We start from the raw sequence: 15,286 nt of genomic DNA, 5'->3' as shown, positions 1-15,286 counted from the left end.
CGGCCCGAAACGATCAGGTTGTAGCGGAAGAATTCGGCCGATCCTCAATCTTCCGCGAGGGTGCGATGAGTCGGTGGCACGTCCTGAACCAGTTCTGGCGCGACCTGGACCCGCGCGATCGGGTTCGGGCGGTACTTTTGGTCGAAGAACTGGAGGGGCGCGAGGTGCTCGCCCCCCTCGTAACCGGTCCACTGTTTTCCCTCCCCCCGGTCACACTCGAAGGGGTCGCGCGCACGTTCACCGGCGACCCCACAATGGGCGGGGAGTCGTTTTCGATCTCGGACATCGGTAACCACAACGTCACCGCCACGCTGGGCAGCCCGCGCGGGAAGCTCTCGGTCGATCCGACCGCGGCGTCGAGTTTCGGCGTCACCGTCGCCAATAACGGGACCGCCAACGTCGCACTCACCGGCCAGATCAACTCGGTCAGCGCGTTCCTCCAGTCGTCCGGTTTCACGTTCACCCCGACCGCGTTCTACAGCGGCAACGCGCAAATCAACCTGTCGGTTGTCGACCTCCAAGTGCCGGGGTCCGGGTCCGGTTCGATCCTGGTTAACGTGCTCCCGGACCCATCGACCTCGGCCCTCACTTGGGCCGCGACGAGCGAGGTCAATTTGCGGACGGCCCCGTTCGCGTTCCCGCCCAATTTCCTGTCGGTCGCCCCGTGGTCCGACACCGACGGGTCGGAGACGCTCGACCTCGGGTTACTACTCAGCGTCGATGATCCCTCGATCCTCGATCGGTTCACGCTCACCGGGAGTGGCCCGGTCACCCAGGTCGAACCGGGCCAGTGGGTGCTTTCCGGGACCAGCCCCGGTGCGGTCCAGGCGCTGCTCAACTCGCTGGTCTTCACGCCCCCGAGTAACTTCAACGGGCGCATTAAAATTGTCGCCTTCGGGGTTCTGAGCGACACGGCCACGTTCAGCGGTCCGCGAGGGACGGTGAGCGTTCCCAACCCCCTTGCCGCGGTATCGATCGACCTGCGGTTCTTCGAGGAAGCGCGGTTCGCGCTCCCGCCCGTGGAGACCCAGGCCGGCGCGCCGGTCGATCTCGGCGGGCGCTACTCGGTAGTGGACCCGGCCGAACTCCCCGAGGACTACCACACACTCACGATCTCCGCCGAGCGCGGCGCGCTGACGTTCGATCCGGCACGGGTTCCGCCCCAACTGAGCGTGGGGCGCGACGGGAACACGTTGCTGCTAACGGGCGAACTCGCGGCCATCAATGCGTTCCTCGCCACCCCGGGGAGCTTCACCTACTCGATCGACGACCCGAACTTCAACGGGCCGGTGGCGCTGAAGTTCAGCCTGGTGAACCACCCCGGCACCTCGCCGTCCCAACCCGCACCGTACTACGCCTCCGATTTCGCGAACAACGGTCCGCCGCCCACGGTCGTGGTCACCATGATCGCGATCACGCCCGCTCCCCCGTCGGGCAACGGCCCCCCGCAAGGCGGCCCACCGGGAACGGCCCCAACGACCAAGAACACGAATTCCAGTTCCAAGAACTTCGGCCAGCCCGGATCAAATGACGGGGGCGGCCCCGGTGGTCCCGGTGCGCCGGACGATCCGGGGGGCGGCCCGGGAAATTCGGGCGGCCTCGGGAGCATCAGTTCACCGAACGGCGTCGGGGGGCCGGGTGGCCCCGGTGGTCCCGGTGGACCCGGCGGGGGTGGGGGGCGCACCCCGCCCGGCGGGTTCCTCGGCGCGGGCGGTCCCGGCGGCGGACCGCACGGTCCCGGTGGGGGCCGCGGCGCACCGCCCCCCGGACCGCACCACCCGCCGTTCGCGCGCCTCGACACGCAACCGCTGTTCGCCGGCGAAGCGGGCCGGCACCCGCTCCCGCCGGTGCTCCCGCTCGACCAAACGTCCCCCGTCGCCGGGTTCAGCGAATCGGCCGGGGACAGCCTCGCGCTGGTCGACCTGATCTACCGCGACGCGAACGGCACCGAATTGCACCCGACGGTGCTGCTCCTCGGCACCGGACCGACCGCCCCCGCGCCCGCACCGAAAACTAGCGCGCCGGCCTCAACGAACACAGCGCTCGTGGCCGCGAACGGCCCCACCGAAACGAATGACGGCCCGGTGCTCGAATCCGAAGGCGTCAGTGCAGCGAACTGGTACCCACTGGCGGCCGGGACCGTGGCGGGCGCACTGGCCGCATGGCTCGCTCGCGGGCGGGTAACGGCCCTGACCCGGTCCGTCCGCCGACTATTCCGCACCCCGACCCACCCACGCACCAAGGGGACCACATGACCCCGAATCAAAACGATCAGACGGTACGCAGCCAACGAGTCCCCACCTCGGCCCTCAGCCGCACCGAACCGGACCTGGGGGCCGACACCAGTTCCCCGACCCAGGCGGCCGAGGTGACGGTTGTGCGGGTCGCGCCGTCGGCCGTCACCGTGAATGAAATGACCGACGCCACGAACTTCGGCCGGTACGAACTGGTCGGCGAACTCGCGCGCGGGGGCATGGGGGTCGTGTACCGCGCCCGACAGCACGGGCTGGACCGGCTCGTGGCGCTGAAGATGATCCTGGGCACCGACACCGACAAGGAAGCCGCGCACCGGTTCCAGCAAGAAGCGCGGGCGGCCGCGGCCCTCGACCACCCGAACGTGGTCCCCATTTACGACATCGGTGAGATCGGCGGGCGCCCCTACTTCACGATGGCGCTCATCGAGGGGCCGAACCTGCGCGGGTTCGTGGACGCGAACAACCTGCCCCCGGTCCCGGTCGTCGTCTCCCTGTTCACACAAATCGTCGCGGGCGTGGCACACGCGCACAAGCACGGCATCGTTCACCGCGACCTGAAGCCCGCCAATGTGCTCATCGACAAGGACGGGCGCCCGCGCGTGACTGACTTCGGGCTCGCGAAGCGCTCGTCGGTCGATTCGCAACTCACGGCGACCGGCCAGGTGGTCGGCACGCCCGCGTACATGTCGCCGGAACAGGCCCGCGACAGCAAGGAGGTCGGCCCCGCATCGGACGTCTACGCGCTCGGCGCGATCCTCTACTTCATGCTCACCGGCCAACCCCCGTTCCACGCGGAGAGCGTGACGGACCTGCTCATCAAGGTGGTGATGGAACCGCCGGTACCGCCCAGCCAGCTCCAGCCGGGAATCCCGGCCGACGTCGAGGCCCTGTGTCTACAGTGCCTCGCGAAACTGCCGGCCGACCGGTTCGCGGACGCCGACGGGCTGATGGACGCCCTCGCCCCGATCGCGGACCAGTACCTGACGCCCTCGGCGAACCTCACACCCTCAGCGGCGAAAATCGCGTTCCCGAAGCCGCGAACGACGCCGTCGCTCGGGAGCATCCCGTTCAATAACTCCGCCTCCGCGGACTCGGTACCGTCGCTCGGCGCCGCGCTCCCCAAGATCAACGTCACCGTTCCCACCCCTGCGCGAGTGCCCGCACCCGCACCCGCGCCTGCGGTCGAACCCACCGTCGAACGAACGGCTCCGAACCGCAAGCCGCAGATCATCGCACTCGGCGCTCTCGCGGTGGTTCTGCTAAGCGTCGTCGGGTATCTCGCGACACGCGACAAAACGAAGCCCCCCGCGGCCGAAAAAGAAACGGCCCCCGACGTGAGCGCGAAGGCGGCGGACCCGGCCGCGTGGCCCGCGCCCTCGCGTGCCGAGTTCGGTCTGCAGGTCGAAATCGTTGCCCCGGCCGCGAAGAAGGGTGCGGACGGCACCATTCAGCTCGCCGAGGGTACCTCAATGGAGATCCACCTGAAGGCCGACAAGGACTGCCGCGCGTCCGTGTGGGTACTCGACCCTGCCGGTGACTACATGCGGCTGTTCCCCAACGACGACGAACCGGACGACCGACTGTCCGCGAATCAGATGCGCGTGGTGCCGGGTAACGCGAAGTACACCCTCGACGCGACACCGACAAAGGGCGCTGGCGCGGAACGGCTCCGGGTGATTGCTACCACCGGGTCGCGCCCCGTGTTCCCGGAAGGCATGAAGAGCGGCCGGTTCACCGTGTATTCGGCTCAGCCGGACCGCGAGAAACTGGCTTCCACCGTCCGCGGGATCGTCATCAAGAAGACCGACGCCTCGGCATCGACCACTGAGTTAGTGTCCGAAGCCGAACTCCTGTTTCGCGTCCGCTAATAAGGCCGCCCGAGGTGCCCCATGTTCCCCACCGCGGTCCTTCTCCTGGTCGCAGCGCCGCCCGTCGCGACCTCCCCCGCTGGCGCGTTCCGCCAGGCCGAGCGCCTCTACGCGACCGAGCGCTTCGGCGAAGCGGAACCGCTATACCGCGCCGCGCTCGAAACCGACGACCGGTTCCTCAAGCGCGAAACCTACAACCGGTTGATGAACCTCTACGTTCGCACCGGGCGCCCGGATAAGGGGTTGGCGACCGGCACGGCGTTCCGCGCGTGGCTACAGCAGGTTGGTGATACAAGTGAAGCAGTCACAATCGCGCTCCTGACCGCGCAGTTTCAGCTCGAACTCGGGTACGTGGACGCGGCCGAAAAGGGACTCGCCGCCGTACCGTTGGGGAAACTGACACCCGAGCGCCGACTGGACGCGCTCCGGCTCCGCTCTGAGATCGCGATTCAGAAAAAGGACAACAGCGAGAAATCGCGCTGGGGCGAACTCGAAAAGGCCGCGGCTAGCACACTGACCGAGGCCGAAAACACCAACGACACCGCGCTCCGCGTGGTCGCCCGGCGCGCGATGGCGGAGGCCCGCTTCCGGCTCGGTGACACGGACGGCGCGCTCAGCGCGCTCGCGCCGGTTCCCGAACTCAACGACAAGCTCGAAGACCCGTTCGGCCGGCGCGACACCCAGCGCCAGCGGGCGAAACTCCTGGCCGCGAAGGGTCAATTCGCGGACGCGGCCAAGCTCTTCCAAGAAGCCCTCGACCTGCACCGGAAGAACCAGCCCAAGCGCCGACTGCTGGCGGGCGACGTGCTCGCGGAGTGGTCTACCGCGGCACTCGCGGCCGGTAAGCCCGAGGACGCGACGAAACTCCGCGACGCGGCCGTCACCGAATACCGGGCCGCGCTCGATGCGCCCCCGGATGCCGCGGACGCCGACGGCGGGTTAGCCGCGTTCGTGCGACTCCAGGCCCTCACCCGCAGCGCGAAGCAGTTCACGCAGGCGCTCGACGTGGCCCGAAGTGCGGACGAGCGCTGGGCCGGCGACCCGCTCCTCGACGCGCGCCTGAAGGCCGATCGCGGCGGGCTGGAGTTGCTGCTCTCCTCGTACCAGGCCGCACGGAAGTTACTGACCCCGGCCCTCGCCGACCTCGAAACTGCCGATCCACCGAACCTGCGCACGCTGCCGAAGGTGCTCGTGAACCTCGCGACCGCGGAACTCGGGTGCGACGCTCCCGAACGCGCGGAACCCCTGCTTTCGCGGTGCGCGGAACTGTACCGCAAGTACAAACTGCCGCCGGACGCCGTGCGCGTCGAGTGCGACTACCTCTCCGGGGTCGCCGCGGGGCGCCGCGGGGCGTTCGCCGACGCGATCAGCCACTTCCGCTCCGGCCTCGCACTCTGTGACGCGGTCGGCTCCAGTGCCGAACCGGTGCGGTTCAACCTGTGGCTCAATATCGCGCTCATTCACAAGGAACAGGGCGACGCGGGGGCAGCGGGCGAATCACTCAAGAGCGCGTCTGCTGTGCTCGCACGCGGGGAACACGACGACCTGAGTGCCGCCCTCATTGATGCGGTTCGCGCGGACCTGTTCCTGTCGCAAGGGCAGATCGGCCCGGCGCTCAAGCTGGTCCCGAACCTCGAAGCCGCGTGCGCCAAACACGGTCGGAGCGCGGGGTACCTCGGCTCCACCGCGCGGCACGTTCGCGCGCTCGACCTGCTCTCGCAGAAAAAAATCACGGAAGCCGAAGCAATCTGGACGGAACTCGCCGACGCGCAGCGCAAAGACGGTAACGCACTGTTCGCGCGCTCGCTGAACTTCCTGGGAATTTGTGCGGAACTGCGCGGCTCTCCCGCGGACGCAGTCAAGCGCTTCGAGGAAGCTCGGGCGTTCCAGAGCGAGCGCCCGCGGTGCCCGCCGGTCACGCGCGTAATCACGCTCTGGCGCCTCGCGGTCCTCACGGACAAGGCCGGCAAGCGCGACGAGGCGAAGAAGCTGCTCACCGAAGTCTTCGACGTGGCCGACCGCGCGCGACTCAACACCTTCGGCGAAGCGGCCCAGCGCGCTCAGTTCTTCGCGCAGTTCGCACCCGCGTTCGAGATGCTGGCCGCATGGTGCGCCCGTGACAACGATGGCGAGGGCGTGCTGCGCGTGGTGACCCGGAGCCGGAGCCGAACGCTACTCGACCAAATGCTCGCCGCCGGCGTAGACCCGCGCGAGCGTCTCACCGGAGACAACCGGGAGTCACTCCTGGCGCGCGAAGCGAACGCCCGCCGAACGGTGTCACGTTTGCGAACCCAGGCGATGCAAATTACCGGTGACCAAGCCGATGAACCGGCCGCGAAGAAGCTCCTCGCCGAACTCGAAACGGCCCAAAAGGATTACGCCGATGCGTGGCGCGAGATCGCCAACGCGGACCCGCTCACGCGCGTGCTGACCGACCCGGCGTTCGCCGAAACGTCCCTCGCGCAAGTGCGGAAAGAAACACACAAATCTGGCGGTGTGCTGCTCACGTACATGGTCGGGCGCGACGCGAGTTTCGCGGTACTCTGCACCGACCCGACCGCCGCCCCGCAAGTGTTCCGCCTGTTCGCGCCGCGTGCGGTGGCAAGCGACATCGGCGACGCCCCGTCGGGCGAACTGGTCGCCCGCGCCGGCTTCCGAGGTATCGCACTCAAGTCGAACACGAAGCAACCGGACCGCCCGGCTACTCCGCCCAAAGTCGAATCCGTGCCGCTTACGGACACGGTCGCAACGCGGCTCGTTAACCACTACCTCCAGCAGATCGCGGACCCGTCGTTCAACCCCACGCGGGGCATCGCACTCGTTTCGCGCACGCCGAACACCGGTACCCGTGCCGCGGCGTCCGAAACGCTCGGCGACGCGGTGCTGCCACACGAATTGCGCGAGAAGATCCGCGCGAGTCGGGCTAAAAGGCTCGTGCTCGTTCCCGACGGCGCGCTTCACAAGTTACCTTTCGAGGCGCTCACGCTCTCGGCCGAACCCGAGCCGCGGTACGCGCTCGATGAACTCCCGGCCGTGTGCTACGCGCCGTCGCTCGCGGCCCTCGCGGTGGTGCTCAACCGACCACGGGTGACCGAGGGTGAACCGGCGCTCCTCACGGTCGGCGACCCGGCCTACCCCGAGTCCGCGGCCACGGCCGGTCCACTCTCGCGGGGTGGAGCGCTCCCGCGCCTGCCGTACACCGCGACCGAGAGCAAGAAGGTGCGTCAGTATTTCGCGCCCGACCGCGTTACCGCGCTCGAACAAGCCGACGCGACCGAGGTGAACGTTGTGGCCGCGCTGCCCGGCAAGCGGTTCATTCACCTCGCGGCCCACGGCTTCGCGGACGAGGCATTCGGGAACGCATTCGCCGCGGTCGCCCTCACCCCGCCCGCGCGGGGGCACGAGGAATCGAGCAACGACGGCTTCCTGACGCTGCACGAGATCTCGCGCCTCAAGTTGACCGGGTGTGAACTCACGGTACTCAGCGCGTGCGTCACGAACGTCGGCCCGCAGCGCCCGCTCGAAGCGGGGGTTACACTCGCCGGAGCGTTCCTCGGCGCCGGTTCGCGCGGGGTCATGGCGAGTTGCTGGTCGGTAGACGACCGGGCCACGGCCGAGATGATGGCCGCGTTCTTTAGCGCCGTCCGCCCCGAAAAGGGGAAAGGGGCTGCGTACCCGGAGGCACTCAAGAACGCCCGCCTCGCGGTTCGTGGAAAGCCGGGCTGGGAGGCGCCGTTCTTCTGGGCACCGTTCGTCTATGTCGGCCCGCCGGACTGATGCGATCAGGGTGCCGAGTAGCTTTCCACCGTGGCTGGTGAACCCCGCCCGCGCGGGCGGCGGGTCCGGGCCACAGTTGCGCCAGCGTCCTCGAGACGCGCTGCACCCAACTTCCCAGAACCCACCGCCCTTGCGGGCGGGGTTCACCTGTAATCCGCACACCATTGCCAAAGTAGTTCCACGCCACGCCCGTCGCGCAGTTCGCCTTGTCGTGCGATCGTGTCTTGCTATTAGTCCGCGGACGATCTTGCCTCGTTCCCGGAGGTCACATGCGGTTGCGCACTCTGCTCGCGATTGTGGCAGTTCTGTTCGCACTGCCGGCGTTCTCGCGTGCGAAAACTCAGCCCGTGCCGCCGCCCCCCGCGGCGACGATGCCCCAAACGCCCGGCAAACAAGCATCCGCGGACGCACTCGTGGCGATTTCCGACGTGCGGCTCGACGCAGCGATGGACGAGAAGATCGCATCGACTAATAAAGGCGCACTGCTCGAACTGGCTCGCGAAGGTTACTTGAAGGCTCTGAAGCAGGAGCCGAAGCACAAAGGCGCGTTACTGGGACTCGCGCGGGTTAACGCACGTGCAGACGAGAAACAAAAGACCGTCGAAGCGTACAAGGCTTACCTGACGCTCTACCCGACCGACGCGGAAGCGGCCCACGAACTCGCGGTCGCTCACGCCCGCTGGAAGGACTGGGCCGGGGCATGCTCGTGGTGCGAATTCGCGCTGAAAATCGTCCCGGACAACCGCAACGTCAAGAAAACGCACGGGTTCTGCCTCGCCTGCGCTGGGAAGTGGGACGAAGCGTTCGCCGTACTGAACCAGATCATGCCGGAAGCCCAAGCCCGGCACAACCTCGCCGGAATACTCGACCGCATGGGCCACACCGACGCGAGCAAAACGCAGTTGCAGCTCGCGGTGAAGGCCGACCCGAACTTCACCCCCGCCCGCGACCTCCTGAACAAACTCGAAGGCGGCGCTCCCGCGCCGCGTGCCCTGCCAGAAATGGTCACGCGCGTGTTCGGCGTCATGGACTTGGTGACGCCGGCCATCGGTAGTGAGGCCACGGCCACGTACCGGAAGAACACCGAGGAACTCGTTAAGCTCGTAACCGGCATGGTTCGGCCGTACTCGTGGAAGGAAGCTGGCGGGCGTGGGACCGCGGAATACTTCGACATCGGCACCTCACTAGTCGTGCAGAACACACCGGACGTGCTCCAGGAAGTAAGCGACCTACTGGAAGCCCTGCACCGGTTGGCTCCGACCTCGGTTTCGGTGTGCTTCGAGGTCCGGGTGCTGAAGGTTCCTGTCGGATTCTGTGAGAAGGCGGGTGTGAAAGTTGCCCGCGACACAACGCTGACTCCAGCCCAGTTTCAGGCGCTGCTCAAGGCCGCCCAGGAGAACCGCGACGCGAACGTGCTGCAGTTCCCGAAGGTCACCGCGATCGACGGACAAACGGCCCACTCGAAAACCGGCGAGGAACAGTCCTTTGTGACCGGCCTCGAAATCATGAAGGTCAAGGGTCAGAACGTTTACGTCCCGAAGAACGTGGCGATCTTCCTCGGCGACGTGCTCGCCCTCCAGGGCCGGGTCTCGGCCGAAGGCAATTACGTTCATGTGCAAGCCGATCTCGCGCACACGCACCTGGCCGGCCCGGTCGAACTGGCCCCGATCACCACGCAAATCACACCGATCTTCGAGGGCGGGTCGATGGGGAACCCGGTACCGCTGACGCAGTTCCTCCAGGTGCCGGATGTTCGGAAGGAGCGGATCGAGAAGGCGGCCGTGGTACCGACCGGCGCGACCCTTGTGATCGGTGGTTGGAAGGAAGTCGAAGTACCGAAGGACAAGAACGCGAAGCCGGGCAAGGAGTTCGAGATGGTCGCCCTGGCGACCGTGAGCGTGATCAAGGACGTCAAATCGGCCCTGGATTCGGCCCTGAAATCAGGTGTGCCACCTCAACCCACTGCCGCGCCCGCGGTTAACAACAAGAACGCCGTGTACAAGTTGAGGAACGTTAGTGCCGTGGACGCGGTCCGCGCGATCGAGGCGTACCTGAGTGACAAGAAATTGAGCGCGACGGTCGTTGCCGAGCCGGTTTCCAACAGCGTGCTCGTCTCCGCTCACCCGGAACCGTTCCGCTGGGTGATGGACACCCTCGCCGCAATTGACAAAGCGCCGAAGCAGGTGGTTGTTCGCGCGATGGTGGTGCAAGTTCCCCGTGGGTTCGTGGCGCAGTCCGGATTGGCCGTCGGCACACCCGAGGGAACGAACTGGACCCTTTCGCCGCGCGAAGCACGGATGCTGACCGAACTCTTCCGCGCCGCGAAAGAACGCGGAGAGTGCAACGTGCTGACACGCCCGCAAATCTGCGTGTGTGACAACCAAACGGGCTACGCTCAAGTCGGACAGCAAACCCCAGCTGCGGCGGGTGCTGTGGTGCCCGCGGGCGCGAAGGCGGAAGTTCAGACCGGGACCACGCAAAACGCGATCACGTTGTGCGTCACGCCTCGAATCGCACCCGACGACAAGTCGGTACTTCTGCGCACGAACCTGCAAATCGCAGAAGTGAACAACGCAACGCCGGCCAATGCTCCCACTTCGATCCACCGCAGGACGCTGGAAACGACCGCGAGCGTGGTCTTTGGAGACACGTTCGTTGCGGTCTGCGGCTCTCACCAGACGGACCACTCGCTCACCGGCACGATCCGCTGGCTTTGGGGTAACCGGTACGAAACGCTCGTCATCCTCACGCCGGAACCCGTCGCTTCGGGGCCAGAGGTCCGATCGGCCGGATGGTTCACGAAGTAACGCGCCCGGCAAAACCGGTTACATGGAACGGACGGCTTCGGCCGTCCGTTCGATTTTATCCCTCGCGCAAACCTCATTCGCTCTCCGCGCGCCACGCATTTAGATTAGAATGCAATCGAAGGCCCCAGATCCGCACCCCTCCCGCGGCGTGATTCGTCCGGTCCCGGCCCGGTGATCGGACGCGGTGGTTTTCGGTGTTTCGCGGCTCCCGATCATCAGGTCTCGCTTCCCGAGGTTCACCGTGTCGATCGTTGCACAGTGCCCACACTGCGAAACGCGCTTCAACTTACAGCCGGAGATGAACGGGAAGTCGATGCGGTGCCCGAACCTCGAATGCCGGCAGGTGTTCACGGTTCAGGCGATGGAGGCCGTGGCCCCACCCGCGCCCATCCCCGAACTCCCGCCGGAACCCAAGGCGCCGCCCAGATCGCCGGCGCCCTTGCCGCCTCCGCCTCGGGCCAAGTCTTCCAAATCCGCGAAACCGGCCGTGGTCGAGGCCCGCGTGGTCGAAGCAACCATCGTGGAGGCGGCCGTGGTCGCGCCGCCGAAAATGAAGGAAGTCGTGTGGTCGGAGGGGACCGACATCCCACCGCCACCGCTCCCGAAAAAGAGCAAGAAGCCGCTCAAGGCCGATACCACTGACGACGTGGACGACGATTTCATCGTTCGGCGCAAGAAAAAAAATAACCGCCGCCCGATGATCCTCGCGGGCATGGGCATCATGATCGTCGCGCTGATCGGGTTCAGCGTGATATACATACTCCGTGTTGAAGGATTGAAAGAGGCTCAGCTCGCGGAGAAAGCGAACGAGGAGTACAAGAAGGGCGATTACGGGAGTTCCGCGAAACTCTACGACAAGCTCTCGAAGGATTACCCCGATAGCAAGAAAATCGCCGAGTACAAGTTCTTCGCCGACCTCTCCGAAATGCAAACGGTGGTGCGGTCGGTCACGAACCGCAACGATTACGCCCCCGCCGTCACGCGCCTCAACTCCTTCATCGAAGCACACAAGGAATCGCCGCTCGCCAAGCCAGCGACCGGGTACGGGCACGACGTGCTCGAAGCGGGTAAGAAGCTCGGCGAAGACATCGCAGGGTTCGCGGGGGACCGCGTCAAGGCGTTCCAAGCGAACCGCACGAAGTCGGACGAACTGCCCCTCGCAGACAAAGCAATCGCGAACGGGCGCGAACTGTTACCGGTGCTCGACCCGTTCCGCGGCCCGGATGATCCGCCACTCGATAAGATCCGCGCCGCGCTCGATCAGACCGAAAAAGACGTGAAGCGCGAGCGCGACCGGTCGGCCGCAATCGCGCGGGCGCGCACGCAACTCGAAAAGCCCACAGACGCCCTCATCCAGAGCGCGGAAACGGATCTGAGGACCGCCGGGTTCCTCGAAGACGACGAGGCCCAAAAACTGATTGCCGCCGCTAAGGGCAAGCTCCTCGATCTCGTTCAATTCGTGGAAGAACCCGCGGCCGCCCAACCGCCACCGCCCACCGCGGCCGCATCGCTGCTGTTCACCACGCCCGTTGGGAAAATGAAGCCCCGTGAATCGGGGGTGGGCGATGCGACCACGGTGTTTCTGTGTGTCGCGCGAGGTATTCTGTACGCATTCAATGAGGACACCGGGGCGCTCATATGGGCCACACGGGTCGGCCCCGACGTGACCGATCCACCGCCCGTCGCACGCGTGGACCTCGAGCGCGGCCCGACCGATCTGGCCGTGGTCACGTCGAACGTGGGGAACGCTCCCGCCGTGGCCGGGTACGAACTGCGGGCGAACAAACTAGTGTGGTACCAACCGCTCCCCGCAGCCCCCGCGGGACCGGCGGTTGTCGTCGGGAATCACGCATTCGTGCCGCTCCGCGATACGACCGGGAGCGTGTACGAGTTCGACCTCAAGACGGGCCTGCGTATCGGCTACATCCGGTTCGGCCAGTCGGTGGCGGAACGCGGGCTGGTGGCACGAGCCGGAACGAACCTCCTCTACGTCGCGGCCGACGCGCGGCGCGTGTACGCGATCGACGCCGGTGGGCGAGACGACGCGGGTAACCGGATCAACCCGCGCTGCGTGCAGGTGATCGCGACCGGGCACCTCGCTGGTACCCTAAAGGTTCCGCCGCTGTTCATCGGGCCGGAGGGCACCGAACCGGCCGAGCGCTGGATGGTGTTGTCTCAAGCTGATGGGACCACCGTTACGAAGCTGCGAGTGTTCTCGGTCGGTGCCATCAGTCCGCCGCCCGCGGACGGCTCGACGGTGCCCGAAACGCCCGCGGTACCCGTCGTCGCACTGCCGGTGCCGGGGTGGGTGTGGTTCCCGCCCGTTAGTGACGGCGAGCGCCTCGCTGTGGCATCTGACACGGGCCAACTTCGGCTCTTCGGCGTGAACCAAGCCGGCAACCTGGACAAGCCGCTGTTCCCGCTCCCCGCTCCCGCGCAGCCACCGATCGCGGACGACAAACCGTTGCGCGGGCTGGTGATTCCCGTCGGGGAGTCCGAATACTGGCTGCTCTCGGGCGGTTACGTTCAGAAAGCGCGACTGGCACTGGTGCCGAGCCGGGGACAGGAAGTGGTACTCGCGGGTCCGCGACTCAACGTCGGCGAGCCGGTCCACGCGGCACAAATCAACGCACGCAAAGACACGGCGTGTTTCGTCGTGCGCTCGCCGAACTCGTCGGGGTGCCGGGCGGTCGCGTTCGACCTGCGCAGCGGCGACGTTCGCTGGCAGCGCCAACTCGGTTTGGTGCCCGCGAAAGCATCGGCCGAACAGTTCGCCGCCCCGATCCCACAAGGCGACAACTTCGTGCTCGTGGACGAGGACGGCGGCATCGTGGTAGTCCCGGCCGCAAGCGGCGTGCAGTTGGGCGAAACGCTCACCGCGCCCGACGGATGGGTAATCGCGCCCACCCCCACAAACGCGACCGGACCGACCGTCGTTGCTGCGACTGCGGACGGGAAACTCGTGTTCGCGGTGACACCGGTCGCGGGTACCGAGGGGGCGAGGTTCGTCGTGCGACAAGTCGCAGGCGGGAAACTGGTTCAGCAGGACGAGGTGAACGCGCCGGCCGCGCTCGCGGGTCAACCGGCAGTGGTTGGGGGGATTCTCTACATCCCGACCGCCGACGGGTTCGTCAACCGCTTCACGCCCGGTGCCGGGGTCGCGAACCCCGCGTCACTCACCCCAGGTCCGTCGTGGCGGAGTGACCGTCCGCCCGCTAACGCGGTGTGCTCCGTGACGGTGGTTTCGGAGTCGAGCTTCGTCACGTCCGATGGTGGGAAAAAGTTGAGCCGCTGGGAGTGGGGCAACGCGGCCAACGCGCGCTGGAGCCCGGCCGGTACCTGGGAACTCCAGGAGCGCGTCGCGGGGTCGGGGATCGCCCTTCCCCCCACCGAGCCTGGTGGTCCGCCGCGATTCATGGTCGCGGACACGAGCGGGAGCGTACAGTTGTTCGCGGCCGATAAACCCGGACCGTACCAGCGCCGCTGGCGCTCGCCACACCCCGGGCGCCCGAGTTCCGCACTCACGGCCCAACCCGCGGACGCGGCCCGGGTCGTCGTTACGCACGTAATTGACGGCAAGTGGGCGGTGGCCCTCAACCCGGACAATGAAGACGTGCAGTGGACCGCACACACGAGCGACGACGCGAACGGTGCCATCATGGGGGCGCCGCAACCGGCCGGTGAGAACCGGTGGATCGTCACCGACCTCGCGGGCCGAATCGTGCTGATTGACGGCGCGAACGGTGAGGCGCTGGCGCGACTGAACGCCGGGCTGCCCGGCGGGGTTCCGGCCACCGCGAGCAGCGTCGCGGCAAACACCGTACTCACGCAATTATCGGACGGTTCAGCCGTGGTGGTCGAGTTGCCGAAGAAAGAGCCGCCGAAGAAAGAGTGAGGGTCGCCGAAACGTCCGCGGAGAGACACCGTGCCAAGGCAGAACCGCGTGACGCCGACCGGGGAACTCGTTGCGGTCCCCGATCGTGGAACGTTGATGGGGAACCGTGGGTGTTTACACTCGGCCGACGGGCGCGTTCTGCGCTCGTGGCAATTAAAGCGCTGGATCGTCTGCGTCCTAGAATTCAAAGGGCGCCAGCGCCAGGTAATGAAACCGGGGCACTATACCGAACTGTTCTTCCTCGACGAACCGACCGCGCTGGCCGCCGGTCACCGCCCCTGTGCTGAGTGCCAGCGTGAGCGCTTCAACGCCTTCCGCCGGGCACTCGCAACCGACCGCAGTGGCGAGAATGTGCTGTGGTCTGCAGTTGAGATCGACGAGCAACTCCACTCCGAACGGCTCGCTCCCAATCACTCGAAACGCACCTACTCCGCCCGCCTCGACGACTTACCAGACGGCACGTTTGTTTATCTTCCCACCCAGGGCGGAATACCACTCCTGGTTTGGGGAGATTCGCTCTTATCCTGGTCGGCGGGTGAGTACACGAATCGAATCACGCGCCCGAGTAAAGTTGAAGCTCAAGTGCTGACCCCGGAACTCACCGTGAGTGCCATTCGGGGCGGATACGCCCCCGAACTGCACCCGACGGCTCGGGCGCTTCTAACTCCGAAATCGTAACGACCG

6 protein-coding genes are annotated in these 15,286 nt (G+C 66.6%); all 6 read left to right on the top strand.

The window, feature by feature from the left end; genetic code table 11:
* The first annotated feature begins 65 nt into the window (after positions 1-65).
* The 6 genes from VT84_RS41995 (at position 66) to VT84_RS14700 (ending at position 15,280) form a co-directional block, all read left to right on the top strand.
* On the top strand, positions 66-2,255 hold the full coding sequence (locus VT84_RS41995) for a hypothetical protein (protein ID WP_082840081.1): 2,190 nt from the start codon (positions 66-68) through the stop codon (positions 2,253-2,255).
* Positions 2,252-4,123 (top strand): serine/threonine-protein kinase, encoded by a 1,872-nt coding sequence (locus tag VT84_RS14720; RefSeq protein WP_052557772.1) that lies wholly within the window; start codon positions 2,252-2,254, stop codon positions 4,121-4,123. Before VT84_RS41995 ends, VT84_RS14720 begins: the two co-directional genes overlap by 4 nt.
* Before the next feature lie 21 nt (positions 4,124-4,144).
* Entirely contained in the window at positions 4,145-7,900 is a 3,756-nt protein-coding gene (locus tag VT84_RS14715) for a CHAT domain-containing protein (RefSeq protein WP_082840079.1), read from the top strand.
* A gap of 269 nt (positions 7,901-8,169) precedes the next feature.
* Positions 8,170-10,707, top strand: coding sequence for a secretin N-terminal domain-containing protein (locus tag VT84_RS14710; protein WP_082840078.1), 2,538 nt, complete (start codon positions 8,170-8,172; stop codon positions 10,705-10,707).
* Positions 10,708-10,948: 241 nt separating this feature from the next.
* Positions 10,949-14,602, top strand: a complete 3,654-nt coding sequence (locus VT84_RS14705; protein ID WP_082840077.1) for a PQQ-binding-like beta-propeller repeat protein — start codon at positions 10,949-10,951, stop codon at positions 14,600-14,602.
* A gap of 30 nt (positions 14,603-14,632) precedes the next feature.
* A complete protein-coding gene (locus VT84_RS14700) occupies positions 14,633-15,280 on the top strand; it encodes a hypothetical protein (protein WP_082840076.1) in 648 nt (215 codons plus the stop codon).
* Positions 15,281-15,286 lie beyond the last annotated feature (6 nt).

Origin of the sequence: Gemmata sp. SH-PL17, from assembly GCF_001610855.1 — a bacterium.
Taxonomy (GTDB): Bacteria; Planctomycetota; Planctomycetia; order Gemmatales; family Gemmataceae; genus Gemmata; species Gemmata massiliana.
This window is presented reverse-complemented; position numbering and strand designations above follow the sequence as displayed.